The organism is Alistipes finegoldii DSM 17242, from assembly GCF_000265365.1.
Classification (GTDB): Bacteria; Bacteroidota; Bacteroidia; order Bacteroidales; family Rikenellaceae; genus Alistipes; species Alistipes finegoldii.
The window spans coordinates 3,363,971-3,384,660 of record NC_018011.1 but is presented as its reverse complement, the minus strand read 5'-3'; the positions used below and the strand labels follow the sequence as shown (position 1 = coordinate 3,384,660).

Sequence of the window (20,690 nt, the reverse complement as noted above, 5' to 3'; positions counted from 1 at the left end):
AAAATCATGTCTGCTGAAAATATCCCGCACCCCACCGACGCCAGCATCATCCTGACCTATCGCTGTCCGATGAAATGCAAGATGTGCAACATCTGGTTCAACCCCACGAAAAAAGACGACGAAATCAAAGCTGCGGACCTTCGTACGCTGCCGCGCCTGAAATTCATCAACCTGACCGGCGGAGAACCCTTCGTCCGCGAAGATCTGGCGGAGATCGTGGAGGAGTGCTACAAACATACGGACCGCATCGTCATCTCCACGTCCGGATGGTTCGAAGACAAAGTCGTGGCCTTGGCCAAACAATTCCCGAACATCGGCATCCGCATCTCGATCGAAGGCCTGAGCTGCAAGAACGACGAGCTGCGCGGACATGCCGGCGGCTTCGACAAAGGGCTGAGAACACTGCTCACGCTGAAGCAAATGGGGCTGAAAGACATCGGATTCGGCTGCACCGTATCGAACAACAATTCCAAGGATATGCTCTCGCTCTATCAGCTGTCGCTGTCCTTGGGCATGGAGTTCGCTACGGCGGCTTTCCACAACTCCTATTATTTCCACAAGGACGACAACGTAATCACCAACAAGGACGAGGTGTGCAAAAACTTCGAACAGCTGATCGAATGGCAGTTGCAGGAGAACCATCCGAAAAGCTGGTTCCGCGCATGGTTCAATATGGGGCTGATCAACTACATCGAAGGCGGCCGCCGCATGCTGCCGTGCGAAGCGGGTTCGGCGAACTTCTTCATCGATCCTTTCGGCGAGGTGTATCCGTGCAACGGTCTCGAAGAGAAATACTGGCAGAAATCTATGGGCAATATCCACGAAACGCCCGACTTCATGAATATCTGGGAGAGCGACCGGGCGCAGGAAGTCCGCGCCATGGTCCGGAAATGCCCGAAAAACTGCTGGATGGTCGGTACGGCCAGTCCTGTAATGCACAAATACATGAAATACCCGCTGAGGTGGGCGCTCAGAAACAAGCTCCGCAGCCTGCGGGGAAAACCGGCCAGTCTGGACAAGAAGTGGTGCGATGTCGGCCAAGACCCGATGCAGGGCGATTTGCGGGAAAAATTCTAACCAAGTCGTGAATGCCAAAAAGAATGACCGTTTTCCGGCTATGAAAATAGTCGTCACCGGCACCCGTGGGATTCCCGGCATCATGGGCGGCGTGGAAACGCACTGCGAAGAGCTGTTTCCGCGTATCGCCCGGAAGGGATTCGACGTAACCGTAATACGGCGGAAAAGCTACGTGCACGACACGCTGCGGCAATACGAGGGAATCACGCTCGTCGATCTCGCAACCCCGAAAAAGAAGTCGTTCGAAGCGATCGTCCATACGTTCCGGGCCGTCCTCGAAGCCAAAAAGCTGAAAGCCGAGATCATCCACATCCACGCCGTCGGCCCGGCGCTGCTGACGCCGGTCGCACGCCTGCTGGGACTGAAGGTGGTATTTACCCACCACGGACCGGATTACGACCGGGACAAATGGGGTGCGGCGGCCAAAACGGTACTCAGACTGGGTGAAATGATGGGCGCACGCTTCGCCAATGAAATCATCGTGATTTCGAACGTCATAAACGACATGCTGATCCGCAAATACCACCGCAAAGAGTGTCACCTGATTTACAACGGGGTTCCGGCTCCCCAGATCGTCGATTTTCCGGAATATCTCGAAGAAACGGGCGTCGAAAAGGGGAAATACATCTTCAGCATGTGCCGCTTCGTCCCGGAAAAGAACCTGCACCACCTGATCGAAGCCTTCTCGAAGACCGACAACAAGGGGTGCAGACTGGTGCTGGCCGGAGATACGGATTTCGAAGACGAGTACTCCGCAGGACTCAAAAAATACGCACGGGAACAGGGCGTCGTCCTGACCGGCTTCATCAAGGGGAAAAAGCTGCACGCCCTTCTCACCCACGCCCGCTGCTTCGTGCTGCCCTCTTCGCACGAAGGGCTTCCGATCGCATTGCTGGAAGCGATGAGTTACAGACTGCCCGTCATCGTAAGCGACATTCCGGCCAATCTGGAGGTCGGTCTTGAAAAAGAGGCTTATTTCCCCGTCGGCGACATAGCCGCGCTGGCGCAGAAGCTCCAGCAGAACATCGACGCACCCTATCGGCAAAAGGAATATCCGATGGAAAAATACGACTGGGACGCTATCGCCGAACAAACGGCCGCAGTATATGAAAAATGCGCAAAGCCCCGGCCGGAACGGTAAACTCAGACACTACCCTTCCCGGCTGATCTCAGCCACGGTCGCCCCGACGAATGCTATCAGCTCTGCCGGGGCGATTTTCAGTTGCAGGCCCCGGACGCCGGCGCTGATATAGATGAACGGATGCTCCCCGGCCGAAGAGTGGATATAAGTCGGGAAGCGCTTTTTCATGCCGACCGGCGAACAGCCGCCGCGTATATAACCCGTCACGGGCAGCAGTTCCTTCATCGGAATCAGATCGGCCTTCTTGTTGCCCGACACGCGGGCCGCGGCCTTGAGATCGACCTCGTGATTCCCCGGCACCACGCAGACGAAGTATCCCGTCCGGTCGCCTTTCAGCACGAGGGTCTTGAAAACCGTGGCGATCTCCTCGCCCAGCTGTTCAGCGACGTGCGTCGCCGCCAGATGCTCTTCGTCCACCTCGTAGGGAACGAGCTCGTAATTTATCTTCGCACGGTCGAGCAGCCGCGCCGCATTCGTCTTTTCGACTTTTCCGTGTGCCATCTCAGCTCTTGATGTTCAATTTTTCGGCTTAAGTTGCGCAAAGGTAGTTTATTTTACCCGGATTGTCGCATTTTAGCTACATTTGTCAGATGCTTCGCCGAAAAATCACATACAAACCGCTCGCCTTTCTCATCGCGGTTCTGTTCCTCCCCACCGTCCTGCCGGCGCAGAGCACCCGTGTCCGCGGGCGCGTCACCGACGCCGCCGACGGCACGCCGATGCAGTTCGTGAGCGTCGTCTTTCCCGGCACCACGACGGGCATCACCACCGACGAGGCGGGCATCTACACACTCGAAACCCGCGACACGGTGAGCCGCGTGCAGGCCTCGATGGTCGGCTACGCCTCGCAGACCAAGCCGCTCGTGCAGGGAGGCTTCAACCAGATCGACTTCGCCCTCGAAGCCGTGGAGTTCGGCATCGGCAGCGTCGTCATCACCCCCGGCGACAACCCGGCGCATCCGATTCTGCGGGGCGTCATCCGCCGCAAGCCCCAGAACGATCCCGACCTGTACGACAGCTACACCTGCGCCACCTATACCAAGATGCAGCTCGACCTGACGAACATCAAGCCCCGGTTCCGCAGCAAGCGGCTGCAACGCAATTTCGGGTTCGTCTTCGACTACATCGACACCTCGGCGCTCACCGGACAGGCCTACCTGCCGGCCATGATCTCCGAAGCCACGGCCGACTATTACCACAGCAGGCGCACCCCCGCCGTTTCGCGCGAAATCATCCGCGCCAGCCGCGTGTCGGGCGTCGAGGACAGCTTCGCCATCGCCCAGTTCACGGGCCGGATGCACGGCAACGTCAATTTCTACGCCAATTACATCGACATCTTCAACGTCCGCTTCGCCAGTCCGCTCTCCGATTCGGGTCTGGCCTTCTACGACTATTTTCTGGTGGACAGCATGCAGGTGGAGGGGCGCAAAACCTACAAAATCCGCTTCCATCCCAAGCGGCTCGCCACGCCCGTACTCGACGGCGAAGTCAATATCGACTCGGCGTCGTACGCCCTGCAGTCGGCCTCGGCGCGCATGCCTAAGGGCGTCAATGTAAACTGGATCAAGCACCTGCGGCTCGAAAACGACAACCGCATCGTCGCCGACAGCACGTGGTTCCGCCACCGCGACCGGGTGTCGGCCGAATTTTCGATCGCCACGGGCGACTCGTCGAAGCTGACCTCGTTCATCGGCACGCGCGAAGTGGTCTACTCCGACGTGCGCGTCGGGGTTCCCATTCCCGACGAAGTCGCGCGCATGGACAACAACGTCGTCATCGGCGACGAAGAGGGAGTCAGCCGCACGGACGAAGCCTTCTGGGAACAAGTGCGCCCCTACCGGTTGAGCGACAAGGAGAAGGGCATCTACTCGATGGTCGATTCGGTGCAGAACGTGCCGCTCTACCGCAACATCTACACGCTCATCAACACCGTGATCGTCGGTTACTGGAACACCAAATACATCGGTATCGGCCCCTATTACAAACTGGCCAGCTTCAACAAACTCGAAGGGTTCCGCATGCAGCCGGGATTCCGCACGACCACGGCCGTCAGCAAACGCATACGTCTCTCAGGATATGCGGCCTACGGCACGCGCGACGGCATGTTCAAGGGCGGCGGCAGCATCGAACTGGCCTTCAACCGCCGCCTGACGCGCAAGCTCACCGTTTCGGGCCGGCACGACGTGATGCAGCTGGGCGCGGGACAGAACGCGCTCACGGAGAGCAACATCCTCAGCTCGCTGCTCTCGCGCGGCGACTCCCGGCTTTCGATGGTCAACCGCGGCGAGATCGGCTACGAACACGAATGGAGCCACGGCACCAGCAATTTCCTCGGCGCCCGCATCCAGAAGATCTTCGGCAACCGCTACGTGCCGCTGGTGCGTCCCGACGGCCGGATCGTAAACTCCGTATCGGACGCCGCGCTGCACGTCGGGATGCGTATTTCGAAGAACGAGAGCATCTACCGCCTGCCCTTCGACAAGCAGTACATGGGCACGGTCTACCCCGTCCTGACGCTCGGATTCACGGCCGGCGTTCCCGCCATGCTGAACGACAGCTACGAATACTACCGGCTCGAAGGGGGCATCCACTACAAACCCGAACTGCCGCCGCTGGGCTATTCCAACATCACGCTGCAGGGCGGCAAAATCTTCGGCAAGGTCCCCTATCCGCTGCTCAAGCTCCACGAAGGCAACGGCACCTACTTCTACGATCCCAATGCCTTCTCGTGCATGAATTTCTACGAATTCGCATCGGACGCATGGGTGGCGCTCTTCTTCGAACACCACTTCAACGGCATCCTGCTGGGCCGCATTCCGCTCGTCAAGAAACTCAAGTGGCGCGAAGTGCTGGTCTGCAAGGGCGTGTGGGGCACGCTCTCGAAGGAGAACGACGGCAGTCTGCCCGACACGCAGGCCCCACTGCTCTTCCCCCGCGGCATGACGTCGGTTTCGGACCCTTACGTCGAAATGGGCTTCGGCGTCGAAAATATCTTCCGCCTGCTGCGCGTGGACTGCATCTGGCGTCTCACCCACCGCGATCCCAAGCCGGGACAGGACGTGCAGAACTTCGCCGTAAACCTGAGCATGCACCTCAAATTCTGACATAGGGTTCCTTGTGTCGAAGATTTTGACTACCTTTGGGGCTTAAAATACGGAATCATATGATAAAAGGCGCCATATTCGACATGGACGGTACGCTCGTGGCCAATTCGCCGGTCCACATCCGGGCGTTCGAAATCTTCTGCGACCGCTACGGCGTGCGCGGCTGGAAGGAGAAACTGGGAGGAGCTTTCGGCAGGGGCAACGACGACATCATGCGGCTCATCATGCCCGAAGAGGTGATCCGCGAGAAGGGAACTGCGGCGCTTGGCGACGAGAAGGAGGCCATCTACCGCGAAATCTACGCTCCCGAAATCGAACCCATGCCGGGACTGGTCGCCCTGCTGGGCAAGCTCCGCGATGCGGGCATACGCTGCGCCGTAGGTTCGTCGGGGTGCAGGGCCAATGTCGATTTCGTGCTTGAGAAGTGCGACATCGAATCCTTTTTCGACGCCAAAATCAACGGCGACATGGTGACGCGCTGCAAACCCGATCCGGAAATCTACCTGACGGCGGCGGCCGCACTCGGACTCGCACCGGCCGAATGCGTCGTCTTCGAAGACGCCAAGGCGGGCATCGAGTCGGCACGGCGGGCCGGCGCGGGCCGCATCGTCGCGCTGGCGTCCACGCACTCCCGCCAAATGCTGGCCGCCGAAACCGACGCCGACGTCATCATCGGCGACTTCCGCGACATCACCAACCTCGAAACATTGCTGAAATAAGCGCACGGCCCCGCAAAAGGCCGCCGCAATTCCCGACCTCAATAGGGTCGGGATTTTTGTCCGGCGCCCCTTCGGCGGATCATGCGGATCGGCTGCCCCCTCTCAGAAGCCCGACCCAAGAAAACGCCCCGCCTCCTGCCCCTCGCGCCCCCTTTGCAACCTCCTCAGCATTACCTTCCCTCTGCTCCTCCCGGATTCGGGATTCGGCCGGCCGACGCAAATATTTCCCCGAAGCGGATATCGTACGGAAATTTTTGATACATTTGCGGGATTTTTAACCCGGACGCATATATGTTCAAAGGAATCTCCACCGTCGTTCTGCTCGTCATATCGAACGCCTTCATGACGCTCGCATGGTACGGGCATATCGCATTCAAATCGAAACTCGAACGCTTCGGCATGCTGGCGATCGTCCTGCTGAGCTGGGGCATCGCCCTGTTCGAATACTGCTTTCAGGTCCCCGCCAACCGCATCGGCTCCGCGCAGTTCGGCGGCCCGTTCTCCATCTGGGAACTTAAAGTGATACAGGAGGTCGTATCGCTTTCCGTATTCACGCTCTTTGCATTGGTCTTCATGAAATCCGACACCCTGCGCTGGAACCACCTCGCCGGATTCCTCTGCCTGATTCTGGCCGTCTATTTCATCTTCCGGAAATAACCCTCGTCCGGTAACAGCCTCGCATACACACAAGACAGCCGCGACCCGAAATCGCGGCTGTCCTATTTTTCGTGACGATTGCAGGCGGAAGAAAAGCCCGACGCCGAAGGCGCTCAATCCGACTTCCGCTGATCGTGGCGATAAATCTGATAGGAATTGACGAAGTTCTGCCACACGATATAAGCCGTCGGGGCGATCGAGGAGATGGGGTCGAGGAACGACTGCGCCATCCATACGGCCAGCACCGTGTTCTTCTGGCCGAGCGACTGCCCGCCCGCCGGCGCGTCCCCGTAACGGCGGCCGAGCATGCGGCCCACCTTGAACTGCACCAGACAGATCGCCAGTGCGGCGAACGCCAGCCACAGCTCGACCGAGAGCGACGCATCGTGCAGGTCGATGATGAATGCCGTCGTGCGTCCGATAATCACGACCAGCGACGCCAGCCACATATAGAATGAAATCTGGCTGTGGTCGCCGATCCATTTCGCGGTCTTCGGCAGCAGAAAACGGCAGAACTGCGCCGCTGCGAAAGGCATGATCAGCAGCGGCGCGATGCGGGCCAGTATCTGCGTGAAAGAGCAGGCCCCGGTTCCGGCCAGCGAAAGCACGACGGGCGCGATCAACGCGATCGCCATATTGCACAGCAGGCTGTAGGTCGCCATCGTCGGAACGTTGGCCCCCAGCATGCCCGCAATCACCACCGCGGCCATCGCCACGGGTGCCAGCACGCAGATCATCGCACCCTGCGCCACGATCGCATCGAGCGGCAGCAACGTGAAATAAAGCGCCGCGCTCACCACGACCTGAAACAGCAACAGCCACACGTGCAGCATCGACGGCTTCATCTGGCGGGGTTTCACCCGGCAAAAGGTGACGAAGAGCATCAGAAAGATCAGCGAGGGCGTAATCATCTGGTGCGTCCACGCTTCGAGCGCCGTCACCGGACGGCACAGCAAGGCGCCCGCCACCATGGCCGAGGGCATGGCGACCGTCTTGACATTGCGGTGCAGATATTCCAATACGTGCATTTATTTCATCCTTTTTACCGGAACCGTCACACGGGTACCGTCCTTGCGTTCGACCGTCATCTGGGGTTTGTCGCCGCGGATTTCACCCCGGATTACGGCGCAGGGATCGACCCGCGACACATCCACCGTTCCGAGAAATACGATCCGGTCGCCCGGAGCCACCCTATCCGCAAGCGTCTCGTCCCAGACCTGCCCCACGACCAGCCGTCCTCCGTCCAGCGCGACGGTGACGCCGCTTACCGACACATCGGGCGGTCCGGGCGGTTCGGCATGCGGCAGCAGCCAGAAACGGCGGCCGGGATAGTCGATCACGACCGTTCCCCAGCGGAAAACTCCGCATCCGAGCTTGCTGTGTCCGCCGTGGGTCACTTCGAGGGGCATCCCGGCAAGCGTATTTCCGGCCAGTCCGAATTCGGGAATCACACCCCGCACGGCTTCACCGACGACCGACCGGTTGGTCCACCCCAGATTGCCGGAGTGTCCCTCCGTGCGGCGCACCTCCCGCAAAATCCCCTTTTCGATCATCGCCCGGCACTCGTCGTAACGGCAGTCGAACAAGGCCCCGGAGCCGGTATCGAATTTCATGTAGGTTTTCATCCGGGACTTGCCGCAGCCCACACGGGCGGCGATTACAGGAGCGTTTCCCGCAAAGTGAATCCGCGCACCGCCCCGGCAGCGGAACCCGCCGAGCTGGCGCAGGTCGCCCGCCAGCGTGATCGTCGAGTCGGCATTGGGCATCCGCACGACGAAGCCGCGCAGCAGATCGCTGCCCGCAATGCCGTCGAAGCCCAGACAGCGGAAGATATAGGAGCTGTCGGGCAGCACGATCACCTGCCGGTCGGAGTAGGTTGCCTCGCCCATCCGGAGATACGGCACCCGGACATAGGTGATCGCATGACGATGACCTTCGAAATCGCCCGACGTCCCACGGCCAGACGCCGCGAGTCCCAGTTCGCGGCTGAGCCGTTCGCTGATGCAGGTCTTCGAAGCCCCCGTGTCGAAGGCAAAGCGGCGCGGTCCCGCAGCGGTCTCGACCGTCACGACATACTTGCCCCGTTCGAGCGTGTAAGGCAGGTCGAAGCGCACGGCGGGTTTGCGGGCGCAGACCGTCTGCGCCGCGGCAAGCCAGCAAACAACCAGCAGCAACCGTCTCATCCGCCGCCCTACGCCAACAACTCCTTGACCTTGGCCGAAATATCCTTGCCGTCGGCACGGCCTGCGAGCCTCTTCGAAGCGACGCCCATCACCTTGCCCATCTCCTTCATCGACGTCGCGCCGACCTCGGCGATCACGGCCTTGACCTCGGCGGCAAGCTCCTCGGCAGTGAGCTGCTTGGGCAGGAATTCCTGAAATACGGCCACCTGCGCCAGCTCTTCGGCGGCCAAGTCCGGGCGGTTCTGCTCGGTGAAGATCGCCGCGGAGTCGGTCCCCTGCTTGGCCAGCTTGGAGATGATCTTCAGCACGTCGGCGTCGGGCAGTTCGGTGATTTCCGGTCCCGCCGTCTTGGCTTCGATGATGTATTTCTTGGCATTGCGCAGTGCGCCCAGACGCACGGTATCCTTGGCCTTCATGGCCTCCATGATCCCTTTCGAAATCTGTTGTTCGAGTGACATAAAATTACTATTTTTAAATAAATACACAAATCATCTATCCTTTTGCTTCAGCAGGAAGTCCAGCACGTCGCGCATCAGCCGGTCGCGCTGCACGTCGCTCTCGATGGACTCGAACGGAAATCCCATGACGAACGTTCCGCCCGCTTCGCTGGCCACGCCCGCCGTGCGGCCGTTTTCGACGTAACGCATCACCGAGAAGGCCCCCGCCCCGGCGGGCCGCAGGGCGTCGGGCGACTCGACCCGGTAGCGGTCCGGACGGTATTCATTGACATAACGGTACTCGTCGCGCGAAAATCCGGGATGCGAAGTCACAACCCGCACCCGTCCGCGCTGCGCCGCCCGGCCGCCGTCGTAGGTGTAGTGCAGCACCTCCTCGGCGAACCTGCGGTCGTCGTCCGAGGCCTCGCCGCCCGTCCAGAGGTCGGTCGCCACATAGCTTCCCGACACGAAGAGCGCACCGCCGCCGGCCATATACCGGCGCAGAACGGCCTGCAACTCCGGGGAGAAGGTTTTGAAGGCATAGCCCGTCACCCCGCGTCCGATGGTCGTCGAACGCTGTTCGCCCAGAATGAGATCGACGGCGGAATAACCGTCGGGCGACACCTCGCCGCGCTCGACGGCGCGCACCGACGCCGAGCAGAACGAATATCCGGCCCCTGCGACCGAACGTCCGTGCAGGGCGGGATAGTCGAACGTGTTGCCGCCGATCACCTCCGTTTCGTAATCGCAGGCGCAGGCACCCAAAGCGATGCTGTCTACCTCGCATTTGGCCATCTGCATGTCGAATACGTGCTGCGCGCCGATGAAAGAAATATCCTGCCGGTCGGGCACGCCGCCGTCGATGTCGGTATAGAACCCCGCCAGCGAATCGGCGCGCACGCTCAGCGGCGCGCTGACGCGGTCGAAGCCGTTGACGATCAGCACCGTCCCCTTCTCGTCGGGCATGCGGCATGCGGCGACGGTCTCGCACGGAAAACTCTCGCCGCCCTCATTCACGGCCGTCACCTTGTAGCTGTAGATGCGCCCCGGCTCCTGCGCGGTCAGCAGGCAGGGTTTATCGACGTAACGGCCGTTGTCGAAGCCGCCGTCGTCGATGCGCGTATAGACCACATACCCCGTCGGAGCCGCGGTCGTTTCGAGCGAATCCATCACGGGCGACCAAGTGACCGCCGCCTTGCCACCTTCGGCGAACTGCACGGCGAGCGACTCCACGGGCAGCGGCTGCACTACGTAAGGTAATCCGTATTGCGAGCTGATATAGCGCAGGATACCCTTATAGACGGCACGGCTCACGAGGAACTTGAAACGCGGATCGCTGCCGTAGCGCATGTCGGCGAAATTCTGGTGTGACAGCAGTTCGAGCAGCATGGTCGGCACCCCCGGCACGCGCGCTTCGTAATAGGCGCGGTTCCAAAGCCCGCGGCGGCTCCATGCCGGTTCGTACGTGCTGCGGATATCTTCGACGATCTGGGTCATGACGATATCCGTGAGGTCGCGCGAACGGTAGCGGTCGGCGCCCCCTTCGAACTTGCCCTTGTTCTCGCGCGTATAGAAGATGCCCAGCGTGCCGATGATGTCGTCATTGAGCCGCACGCCCACATCGGAGTGGAACGCCAGCGCCATATCGACCGGAATGCGCAGCCCGGCGCTGTCGGGCATCCGCTCCGAACCGCCCGTCAGGGCATTGACCCAATGGGCGCGCGACATGTAGTCGTCCTTGTAATCGTCCCGGTTCTCCTTCGGGGAGTAGACCTTTTCGTCGAATCCGGCCCACTGGAGCCAGTAGCGGGCGCCCTCGCAGAAACGGGGATAACCGCTCGTCTCCAAATGGCACACCATGCCGGGCCGGCGCAGCGAATCGCACACCGTGCGGGCTATGTTGCCGTAACCGCCGCCGATCTTCACGGCGTCGGCCGAGACGATGCGGCCCGCCTGACGCGAGCGGTTGGTAAGCGTCACGACCTCCTGCGAACCGGCGTCGAGCAGAAAGCGGCCGAGGTAGATCCACGTTCCGCCGCCCATGGTCTGATTTACGGCGAAGCTGCTGTCCCCTCCGAGGTGATGCACCGTATACTGCGCGTCGTCAGCGTTTTGCGGAGTCGAATCGTAGCTCACGTAAACGGCGTATTCGCCCCGTTCGGGAATGTCGGCCGTCCACACGGCGCGGCTCTCCGCCCCGCCGGTCACCGATCTCACGCGGCGCGTCGTGCCGTCCCGGAAGGGATTCTGTCCCGTCGTGTAGACCTGCTGCACATGCGCGAAGCCCATGCCGCCCGGCTGCCATTTCTCAGGCCCCTCCTCCTCGCGGTACTGCCCGGCGGCATCGTTGTCCGCCAGTATCTCGTACTTCTGCACGTCGCGTTCGCGGGGCAGCATCACGCAGGCCCCGGCATTTTCGAGCATCGGAACCAGATACGGCAGCACGTAGCTCTGGGTATAGAGGTCCTCGCAGGTCTGCCACAACTGCGAACGCTGCCATTTCCAGCGGTTCTGGGGCTGGTCGAAATAGCGGCCGTGACTCTGCCACAAGGCGATATGCCGCCCGGCGAGTCCCTGCGACGGCACCACGGGCGCCGAAGAACGGGTCACCAGCGGCCGCTCGGAGCGGTTGGTAAAGGGCACGATCTTCTTCTTGCGCAAAAGTTTCCGGTATTCCGCCCCGGTTCGGCAGGCCATCGGAATCAGCTCGCCGACCTCCCGCTTGTCGGAATAAAGTTCGATGTCCGCCTTGCGGAACTCCGGCGGCATGAGCAGACGCACCGAGTCGCGCATGGCGCGCAGGTTCTCTTCGCGGAACGGATAGTACGAAAGGCCGACCGAGGTGTAGATTCGCACCCGCTTGCGCGAGGCGTCCACCCCCTCGATGCGGACATAGCCGCCCGACACTTCGCGGGCGACGATGCGCGTCAGCGTGCGTCCGATTTCGCGGCGCGCAGGGCCGTCGATTCCGGCGGCCGAGACCTCCTGCCCGCACAGACCGAGCAGCAGGAGAATATACAACAGTCTATTTTTCATGTCGTTTGACCAGTAAAAGCATGCCGGCCATCGTAAATGCGGCATTGTAAATCAACAGTTCGAAACCGATCCGGTAACCCCACGCCTCATACGCCCAGTATTGCAGCAGGGCGCTCAGCAGCGGAGCGGCGAGCGCCACGAGGGGCATCCAGCCGTCGCGCACCCTGAGACGCGTGAAGATACCGAAAGCGAACATACCCAAAATCGGGCCGTAGGTGTAGCTGGCGACCTTGTAGACCAGATTGATGACGCTGTCGTCGGCAAGGTATTCGAAGGCGAGGATCACCAGCGCCATGCCGAGGGCCATCGCCACATGGACGATGCGGCGCAGGCGGGTCAGACGTCGTTCGCCGTAACGTTTCGTGCCGTCAAGGATATCGACCGTAAACGAAGTCGTGAGGGCCGTAAGGGCCGATCCTGCGGCTGAATAGGTGCTTGAAATAAGTCCTATAACGAACAGTATGCCAACGAATACCGGCAATCCGCCGTTGACTGCGACCTGCGAAAAGACCTGATCGCCCTTTTCGGGCATCGCCAGCCCGCTGCGGTCCATGTAGATGTAAAGCAGCACGCCCAGCACGAGGAACAGGAAGATCACGAAAATCTGGCTGACGGCCGTGAGGACGATATTTTTCTGCGAGTCGCGCGGCGTGGCGCAGCTCAGGTTGCGCTGCATCATGTCCTGATCGAGTCCCGTCATGGCGATCAGCAGCACGATGCCCGCCGCAAACATCTTCCAGAAATAGCGGTCCGAAGCCGGGTCGTCGAAGAAAAACATCTTCGAATAGGGCGACGCGGCGACCTCGCGGGTCATTTCGGGCAGGGACATGCCCAGCGCCTGCATGATGAAGACGATCGACAGCACGAGACTTCCCACCAGACACACCGTCTTGAGCGTATCGGTCCAGATCAGCGACTTGACGCCGCCCTGCTGGGTGTAGAGCCATACGAAGAGCATCGTGACCGCCGCATTGAGCCAGAACGGAAGTCCGTAATGGCTGAAGACCAGCAACTGCATCACGGCGCAGACCACATAGATGCGAAGGGCCGCCCCCAGCATCTTCGAGACGAAGAAAAACCACGCCCCGGTACGGTGCGACCGCACGCCGAAGCGGTCGTCGAGGTATTCGTAGAGCGACACCACCTTCAGGCGGTAGAACGTGGGAATCAGCACGAAAGCGACGATCAGCTGTCCGACCGTGAAGCCCGCGACCATCTGCATGTAGGAAAAGCCGTCTACGGCGACCGAGCCGGGAACGGAGATGAACGTCACGCCCGACATGGCGGCGCCGATCATGGCGAAGGCGGCCATGTACCACGGCGTGCGGCGGTTGCCGGAGAAAAACCCGGCGTTGTCGGCGCGGCGGCCGGAGACCCATGCTACGGCGAAGAGGACGGCTATGTAGCCCAGAACGGTAGCGATAACGGCGGCGGATGTCATAAGCGTAAGTTCAGATTCGAATTACAAATATACGAAAAGAGTCCCGAAAAAGCGGGCAAAAAAAGCAGAATAATGCGGGGACGGGCGGGATGGAGCATCCGGAACGACGAAGGGTTCGGAGATTTTTTCGAGGGGAGGGCCGATATAGGGAGACAGTCCCGGCGGGAATCACTTTTTCAGGATCCGTTCCAAGGCCGCGGCGTCCAGCAGATTCACCGTTTCGAATCTTCCCTTGTAGAAGACGCCCCAGTTATTGAATACGCAGGGCAGCTCCTTGGCCTTGCGGAGCGTATCCACCTCGATGAAATCCGCCGGGACACCGTGCGCTTCGCAGTGTTGTCTTATCATTTCCAGATTGCCGGGGATAAAGGGGCACTGCATATCGTAATAGACGGTCAGCGCCTGACTTTCGATACGCTGTTTTTTCGCATTGTGCGCGAATTGCGGAGTGGTTCCGTCGAACGAAAGCGCCAGCAGCTCGTAGCCGTTGTCGGTCGTATCGACGACCTCGAAGCCGAACTTCCGGGCAAAAGACTGGTCCGAAAGCCACGCTTTCTGCTTTTCCGCACCGAGCATGCAGACGCCCGATTTTCCATGCGTCCGCGCATCGGCCAGACAATGTTCCATCAACGCCTTTGCATAGCCCTTGCCTTTGTAAGGACCCGCAACCCACAAACAATAGATATAATAATAGTTGTCGCCAATCACGGGCACCCATGCCGTTTCGAGAGGCGCGTATTCGATAAAGACCACGCCCTTCGCATTCAGCTTCCGGAAGACGTGCCCCTCGCGGAGCCGGTCGGAAAGCCACCGCCGCTTCGCCTCTACGCCCGGATGGGCCTTTTTCGTGCGGATAATGCAGCACAAATGCTCGTCGGCAAGGTTTTAGGCCGTCAGATCGACGAATTCAGCATCCATGGGCGGCTTTTCAACGGGATGAGCGGGCGTCACGCCTTACGATAGGACAACGCTCCCGAAGGGCATTTTTCGACCTGCGCGACGATCCGGTCGGTCGTGGCGTTTTCCAGTTTCACCCACGGCCGCTCCTGCGGGTTGTAAACTTCGGGAAGCATGCGGACGCAGACGCCCGAATGGATGCAGAGGTGCGGCTGCCAGACCACGACGATCTCGCCGTTGGTATATTCGATACGTTTCTTTTCGGTTTCCATAACAACAATATTTTACTAAAGACTGCTTAGGCAGACCTCCAAAGATAAGCATAATCCGTATATTGAAACCGGCAACCCCGTCTTTCGCGGCTCGGCGGTGGCCATTCGCGGCCGTCCGACGACAAATCACCGGCCCGCGAACCGAAAAGACGCAGCGAATCTACAAACGACTCAAACAACTGACAATCAAAACAACAAACGACTGAACACCGAAAGCAAAGAGGGTTTTCGGCGGCACCGGCGGAAGATTATCGAAAACTTTTCGGCAGAAATTTTGATTTTTCATCCAAAAATACATACATTTGTCCCAACGACATTGCAAATGACAATATTCAACCATATCCATCATCATCACAACCACTTTCCGAAGGGGTAAGATCGATGTGCATATGTAAATAAGGATTATATATCATAACGAAGCTCATCCCCTGCGGATGGGCTTTTTTCATGTCCGTTCCGCAGGCGGGTGTCTGAAAAACAACAAACAAACATGCTGAGAATAGCAATTCAGGCCAAAGGCCGACTCAACGAGCAGAGCATCGACCTGCTCTCGGAAGCAGGCATCGGCGTCGCCGAAAGCAAGCGCAAACTCATCTCCCGCGCCGACGGATTCCCGATGGAGGTGCTCTACCTGCGCGACGACGACATTCCGCAGGCCGTGGCCATGGGCGTCGCCGATCTGGGGATCGTGGGGCTGAACGAGGTCGCGGAGAAGAACTTCCCGGTCGAACGGACCATGGACCTCGGATTCGGCAGCTGCCGCATCTCGCTGGCCGTGGACCGGACGGCGGATTACAACGGACTGGACTACTTCCGCGGCAAGCGCGTGGCGACCTCCTACCCCAACATCCTCGCGCGGTTCTTCGCCGAGAAGGGCATCGACGCCGAAATACACACCATCGAAGGGTCGGTCGAAATCGCCCCCGCCGTGGGAATGTCCGACGCGATATTCGACATCGTATCGTCGGGCGGCACGCTGATCTCGAACGGATTGGTCGAAGTGGAGAAGGTATTTTATTCCGAAGCGGTGCTGATTGCAAATCCGGAACTCGATGAGGATAAACGCCGTGAAACGGCCCAACTCACGTTCCGCTTCAACTCGATACTCGAAAGCCGCGGCATGAAGTACGTGCTGATGAACCTCCCGCAGGAGAAGCTCGACGAAGCGATCACGATCCTGCCGGGCATGCGCAGTCCTACCGTCCTGCCGCTGGCGCAGGAGGGATGGTGCTCGATACACGCCGTGATCTGCGAATCGCAGTTGTGGGAGCGCATCGAACGGCTCAAGGCCCTCGGCGCGGAAGGAATTCTGGTGCTGACGCTCGAAAACATGATCCGCTGACCCCTAAAAACGACCCGAAAAAATGGAAATGCCGAAAATCTATGTAAATCCCCCGCGCAGCGAATGGCCGGCGCTGACGGCCCGCTGTACGCGGCAGGAGGAGGAGATCGGGGAGCGCGTAGCCGCGATCCTCGCCGAGGTGCGCACGGGCGGCGACGCGGCCCTGCGCCGGATCGTCCGCCGCATCGAAGGATACCTCCCCGAAACGTTCGAAGTGACGCGCGAACGGCGTGCGGAAGCCGCGAAGGCCGTATCGCCGCAGTTAAAAGCCGCGCTGGAGCAGGCGAAGGCCAACATCGAAGCCTTCCACCGGGCGCAGCTCCCGGCGCAGGTCGAGGTCGAAACGATGCCGGGCGTCAGGTGCGTACAGCGCGCCGTGGCGATCGGCCGCGCGGGGCTGTATATCCCCGGCGGCAAAGCCCCGCTCTTCTCGACGGTGCTGATGCTCGCCCTGCCGGCCCGGATCGCCGGATGCCGCGAGGTGATACTCTGCACGCCGTGCGGCCGCGACGGGCGGATCGCACCCGAAATTCTCTATGCGGCCGACCTCTGCGGCGTGGACCGCGTCTTCGCCCTCGGCGGGGCGCAGGCAGTGGCGGCCATGGCTTACGGAACGGAGAGCATTCCGCGCGTCGACAAGATTTTCGGTCCCGGCAACCGCTACGTCACCAAAGCCAAACAGCTGGCCGGCGCAGCCGACGTCGCCGTGGACCTGCCCGCGGGGCCTTCGGAGGTGCTGGTGCTGGCCGACGAAGACGCCCGGCCCGAATTCGCCGCCGCCGACCTGCTGTCGCAGGCCGAACACGGTGATGACAGTCAGGCCGTGCTGGTCTGCCGCAGCGAGGAGTTCGCACAGCGGGCAATAGCGTCCGTCGGGGAGCAGGCCGCGCGGCTCAGCCGCCGCGACGCAATTGGCAATTCGCTGGCCAACAGCCGGATCGTGGTTTTCAGCGACCCGGACGAGCAGATCGCGTTCGCCGACGCCTACGCCCCCGAACACCTGATTGTCGCCATGCGGGACGCATGGGACGCCGCGGCGCGGATCACGGCCGCGGGGAGCGTATTTATCGGCGGCTACTCGCCCGAAAGCGCGGGCGATTACGCTTCGGGAACCAATCACACGCTGCCCACGGGCGGCTGGGCGCGGGCCTACAGCGGCGTGAACACGGAGAGCTTCATGCGCAAGATAACCTATCAGGAACTGACGCGCGGCGGACTCGAAGCCCTCGCGCCGACGATTACGGCCATGGCCGAAGCCGAAGGGCTGGACGCACACGCCAACGCCGTGCGCATCCGGACGGAAGGAGGTGCGCGATGAAACCGCTGGCGCAGCTCGTGCGGCCCAACATTCTGGCGCTGCAACCCTACTCCACGGCCCGCGACGAATATGCGGGCGGCGGGATCGGCGTCTGGCTCGACGCCAACGAAAGCCCCTACGACAACGGCGTGAACCGCTACCCCGACCCGCACCAGCGGGAGCTGAAGGCGCAGCTGGCCGCGCTGAAGGGCGTGCGGAGCGGACAAATATTCCTCGGCAACGGCAGCGACGAAGCCATAGACCTCGCGTTCAGGATCTTCTGCGAGCCGGGCCGCGACAACGCCGTTTCGATCGCGCCGACCTACGGCATGTACCGCGTGGCGGCGCAGACCAACGGCGTCGAACTGCGCGAAGTACCGCTGGGAGCCGATTTCTCGCTTCCGGTCGAGGCGTTGCTGGCGGCGGCCGACGGGCGCACCAAACTGCTGTGGCTCTGCTCGCCCAACAACCCCACGGGAAACGCATTCCCCGACCGGGAGATCGAAGAGCTGCTGCGCCGCTTCGACGGCGTGGTGGTGCTCGACGAAGCCTACATCGACTTCGCCGAAGGGCGGGGATTCCTGCCGCGGCTCGACGAATTTCCCAACCTGATCGTACTGCAAACCCTCTCCAAAGCTTGGGGCATGGCGGGACTGCGGCTCGGACTGGCTTTCGCGTCGGAGCGGATCGCCGCGCTGTTCGGGCAGGTCAAGTATCCCTACAATATCAATACGCTCACCCAGCAGACCGCGGCCGAGTGTCTGCGCCGGAACATTGCGGCGCAGATCGCGCAAATCCGCGAAGAACGCGGACGGCTGGCGGCGGCGCTCGCCGGATGCGGCTGCATCGAGCGGGTCTACCCGTCGCAGGCCAACTTCCTGCTGGTGAAGACCGCCGATCCCGACCGGCTTTACGGCGAACTGATCGCCGCAGGGGTGATCGTCCGCAACCGTACGCGGATCGCGGGATGCGAGGGCTGCCTGCGTATCACCGTGGGGACTCCCGCCGAAAACGGGCGCATGCTGGAAACCGTCAAAAACTTCAGACCATGAAAAAAGCACTCAAAAAAGCACTGTTCATAGACCGCGACGGCACGCTGATCGTCGAGCCGCCCGTGGATATGCAGGTGGACAGCCTCGCCAAGCTGGAATTCGTGCCCGGAGCCATTTCGGCGCTCAAAGTCCTCCGGGGACTCGATTTCGAGCTGGTGATGGCCACCAATCAGGACGGACTGGGAACCGACTCCTTTCCTGAGGAGGATTTCAGGATTCCGCAGGAGAAGATGCTCCGCACGCTGGCGGGCGAAGGCGTGCTGTTCGACGACATGCTGATCGACCGCACGTTCGAAAGCGACGGCGCCCCGACGCGCAAGCCCCGCACGGGAATGTTCGGCCGCTACACCGGCGGAGGGTACGACCTCGCGGCGAGTTACGTCGTCGGCGACCGCGCGACCGACATCCTGTTGGCCCGCAATCTCGGAGCGCGGGGAATTCTGTTCGCACAGGAGACGGCGGGCCGCCGGATGCTGCGCGAAGCCGGAGCGGAAGAGCCCTGCGTGCTGATCAGCGATTCGTGGTCCGAGATCGCCGAGTACATCCGCCGCGGCGAACGGCGGGTGGTCGTAACGCGCGAGACCCGCGAAACGCGGATCACCGTCCGGCTCGACCTCGACGGCAAAGGGTTCGGCGGCGTTTCGCCAGACCGTCCGGCCGCCGGAACCGGCGGCGCTCCGGAGAACGGCGCGGATACGAAAAACCCGGTTGATCCGGACGCAGACAACGGACCGGAAGGCAACCGGGCCGGGGCGAAAAATCCGGCAGGGGAATGGAACGACGCCGGCAGGAACAGCGGCGACGGAAACGGCGACAGCGACAACAACAGTGACGGAAGGAACGGCGACAACAGAAACCGCGACGACGGAAATGACAACAGCAGGATCAACGACAGCAGCAGTGACGAAAGGAACGACGACAACGGGAACGGCGACAATAGAAACTGCGGCGACGGGATTTCGACCGGACTGCGTTTTCTGGACCACATGCTGGCGCAGATCGCCCACCACGGCGGCGTGGCGCTCGAAGTGGAGGCCCGCGGCGATCTGGACATCGACGAACACCACACGATGGAGGACGTGGCGATCGTGCTGGGCAAAGCCATCGATCGGGCTTTGGGCTCCAAGGCCGGAATAGGCCGCTACGGATTCGCCCTGCCGATGGACGACTGCCGCGCGCTGGTGCTGCTCGACTTCGGGGGACGCATCGACTTCGAGTGGGACGCCGAATTCCGCCGCGAGCGGGTCGGAGACGTCCCGACGGAGATGTTCCGCCACTTCTTCCACTCGCTCTGCTGCGCCGCGCGCTGCAACCTGCAGATTGCGGCCAAAGGCGACAACGACCACCACAAGGCCGAAGCGATCTTCAAGGCCTTCGCCCGCGCCCTGCGCATGGCCGTGGCCCGCAGCGGATTCGGATACGACATACCCAGCAGCAAAGGAGTATTATGACGGCGATAGTAGATTACGACACGGGCAACCTGCGGTCGGTCGCCGACGCCATGCGGCGCATCGGGGCCGAATTCACGATCACGGCCTATCCCGCGCTCCTGCGCGGCGCCGACAGGGTGCTGCTGCCCGGCGTGGGCGAAGCTTCGTCGGCGATGGCCAAACTCCGCGAGCGGGGACTCGATCTGGTCATCCCCACCCTGACGCAGCCCGTACTGGGCATCTGCATCGGCATGCAGCTGTTGTGTCTCGACAGCGAGGAGGGAGACGCCCGCTGTCTGGGGATTTTCCCGGCGCACGTCAGGCGGCTGAAACCCGCGGAAAACGGGCTGAAGATTCCCCATGTAGGCTGGAACACCGTCGGCGGCCTGCGCGGAACGCTGTTGGAAGGAATCGACGAAGAGACCTACGTCTATTACGTCCACTCGTATGCGGCGGAGGTCTGCGAAGCGACGATCGCCCGCACCGATTACGGCGGGGAGTTCAGCGCCGCGCTGGGCCGCGGCAACTTTTTCGGCACGCAGTTCCACCCCGAAAAGAGCGGTTCGGCGGGCGAAAGGATCCTGCGCAACTTTTTAAAACCGTAA

18 protein-coding genes are annotated in these 20,690 nt (G+C 61.2%); 10 read left to right on the top strand and 8 right to left on the bottom strand.

Translation table 11 applies throughout. The features are described 5' to 3' along the window. Positions 1–6: 6 nt before the first annotated feature. Both ALFI_RS14630 and ALFI_RS14625 read left to right on the top strand, forming a co-directional pair. Positions 7–1,077, top strand: a complete 1,071-nt coding sequence (locus ALFI_RS14630; protein WP_014776376.1) for a radical SAM protein — start codon at positions 7–9, stop codon at positions 1,075–1,077. 40 nt (positions 1,078–1,117) lie between these two features. Continuing rightward, positions 1,118–2,218, top strand: coding sequence for a glycosyltransferase family 4 protein (locus ALFI_RS14625; RefSeq protein WP_014776375.1), 1,101 nt, complete (start codon positions 1,118–1,120; stop codon positions 2,216–2,218). A 9-nt stretch (positions 2,219–2,227) separates the two neighbouring features. Here ALFI_RS14625 and ybaK read toward each other — a convergent pair whose 3' ends face one another. Beyond that, on the bottom strand, positions 2,228–2,719 hold the full coding sequence (ybaK, locus tag ALFI_RS14620; RefSeq protein ID WP_009598127.1) for a Cys-tRNA(Pro) deacylase: 492 nt from the start codon (positions 2,717–2,719) through the stop codon (positions 2,228–2,230). A gap of 89 nt (positions 2,720–2,808) precedes the next feature. Here ybaK and ALFI_RS14615 point away from each other — a divergent pair, with 89 nt between their 5' ends. The 3 genes from ALFI_RS14615 to ALFI_RS14605 all read left to right on the top strand — a co-directional run bounded on the left by ALFI_RS14615 (position 2,809) and on the right by ALFI_RS14605 (position 6,698). After that, on the top strand, positions 2,809–5,322 hold the full coding sequence (locus ALFI_RS14615) for a DUF5686 family protein (RefSeq protein WP_014776374.1): 2,514 nt from the start codon (positions 2,809–2,811) through the stop codon (positions 5,320–5,322). 59 nt (positions 5,323–5,381) lie between these two features. Then, positions 5,382–6,041 carry an HAD family hydrolase gene (locus ALFI_RS14610; RefSeq protein ID WP_014776373.1) on the top strand — a complete coding sequence of 220 codons (660 nt, stop codon included), beginning with the start codon at positions 5,382–5,384 and terminating at the stop codon, positions 6,039–6,041. A gap of 291 nt (positions 6,042–6,332) precedes the next feature. Next, entirely contained in the window at positions 6,333–6,698 is a 366-nt protein-coding gene (locus ALFI_RS14605) for a DMT family protein (protein ID WP_009598150.1), read from the top strand. A gap of 113 nt (positions 6,699–6,811) precedes the next feature. On the opposite strand, the gene ALFI_RS14600 is transcribed toward ALFI_RS14605, so the two are convergent. The 7 genes from ALFI_RS14600 to ALFI_RS14570 form a co-directional block, all read right to left on the bottom strand. Beyond that, positions 6,812–7,726, bottom strand: a complete 915-nt coding sequence (locus ALFI_RS14600) for a transporter (RefSeq protein ID WP_014776372.1) — start codon at positions 7,724–7,726, stop codon at positions 6,812–6,814. Next, positions 7,727–8,881 (bottom strand): retropepsin-like aspartic protease, encoded by a 1,155-nt coding sequence (locus tag ALFI_RS14595; protein ID WP_014776371.1) that lies wholly within the window; start codon positions 8,879–8,881, stop codon positions 7,727–7,729. Positions 8,882–8,889: 8 nt separating this feature from the next. After that, positions 8,890–9,339 carry a GatB/YqeY domain-containing protein gene (locus ALFI_RS14590; protein WP_014776370.1) on the bottom strand — a complete coding sequence of 150 codons (450 nt, stop codon included), beginning with the start codon at positions 9,337–9,339 and terminating at the stop codon, positions 8,890–8,892. 30 nt (positions 9,340–9,369) lie between these two features. Further along, positions 9,370–12,354 (bottom strand): golvesin C-terminal-like domain-containing protein, encoded by a 2,985-nt coding sequence (locus ALFI_RS14585; protein ID WP_014776369.1) that lies wholly within the window; start codon positions 12,352–12,354, stop codon positions 9,370–9,372. Further along, on the bottom strand, positions 12,344–13,795 hold the full coding sequence (locus ALFI_RS14580) for a sodium:solute symporter (protein WP_009598277.1): 1,452 nt from the start codon (positions 13,793–13,795) through the stop codon (positions 12,344–12,346). The genes ALFI_RS14585 and ALFI_RS14580 overlap by 11 nt, the downstream gene beginning before the upstream one ends. Positions 13,796–13,963: 168 nt before the next feature. Continuing rightward, positions 13,964–14,662, bottom strand: a complete 699-nt coding sequence (locus ALFI_RS14575) for a GNAT family N-acetyltransferase (RefSeq protein WP_009598204.1) — start codon at positions 14,660–14,662, stop codon at positions 13,964–13,966. An 80-nt stretch (positions 14,663–14,742) separates the two neighbouring features. After that, positions 14,743–14,964, bottom strand: coding sequence for a (4Fe-4S)-binding protein (locus ALFI_RS14570; RefSeq protein ID WP_009598285.1), 222 nt, complete (start codon positions 14,962–14,964; stop codon positions 14,743–14,745). A gap of 490 nt (positions 14,965–15,454) precedes the next feature. Between ALFI_RS14570 and hisG the strand changes: the two genes are divergently transcribed. Genes hisG through hisH form a run of 5 tightly spaced genes read left to right on the top strand, consistent with a single transcriptional unit; the run spans position 15,455 to position 20,690 of the window. Then, the gene (hisG, locus tag ALFI_RS14565; protein WP_009598221.1) at positions 15,455–16,306 is read left to right on the top strand and encodes an ATP phosphoribosyltransferase; all 852 of its coding nucleotides are present in this window, start codon (positions 15,455–15,457) and stop codon (positions 16,304–16,306) included. A gap of 22 nt (positions 16,307–16,328) precedes the next feature. Then, positions 16,329–17,624: a histidinol dehydrogenase gene (gene hisD / locus ALFI_RS14560; protein WP_014776368.1), complete on the top strand. Its 1,296-nt coding sequence runs from the start codon at positions 16,329–16,331 to the stop codon at positions 17,622–17,624. Further along, complete coding sequence (gene hisC, locus ALFI_RS14555) at positions 17,621–18,655, top strand: histidinol-phosphate transaminase (RefSeq protein ID WP_014776367.1); 1,035 nt, start codon at positions 17,621–17,623, stop codon at positions 18,653–18,655. Before hisD ends, hisC begins: the two co-directional genes overlap by 4 nt. After that, positions 18,652–20,106, top strand: a complete 1,455-nt coding sequence (gene hisB, locus ALFI_RS14550; protein WP_014776366.1) for a histidinol-phosphatase — start codon at positions 18,652–18,654, stop codon at positions 20,104–20,106. Before hisC ends, hisB begins: the two co-directional genes overlap by 4 nt. Next, positions 20,103–20,690 carry an imidazole glycerol phosphate synthase subunit HisH gene (gene hisH, locus ALFI_RS14545; protein ID WP_014776365.1) on the top strand — a complete coding sequence of 196 codons (588 nt, stop codon included), beginning with the start codon at positions 20,103–20,105 and terminating at the stop codon, positions 20,688–20,690. The genes hisB and hisH overlap by 4 nt, the downstream gene beginning before the upstream one ends.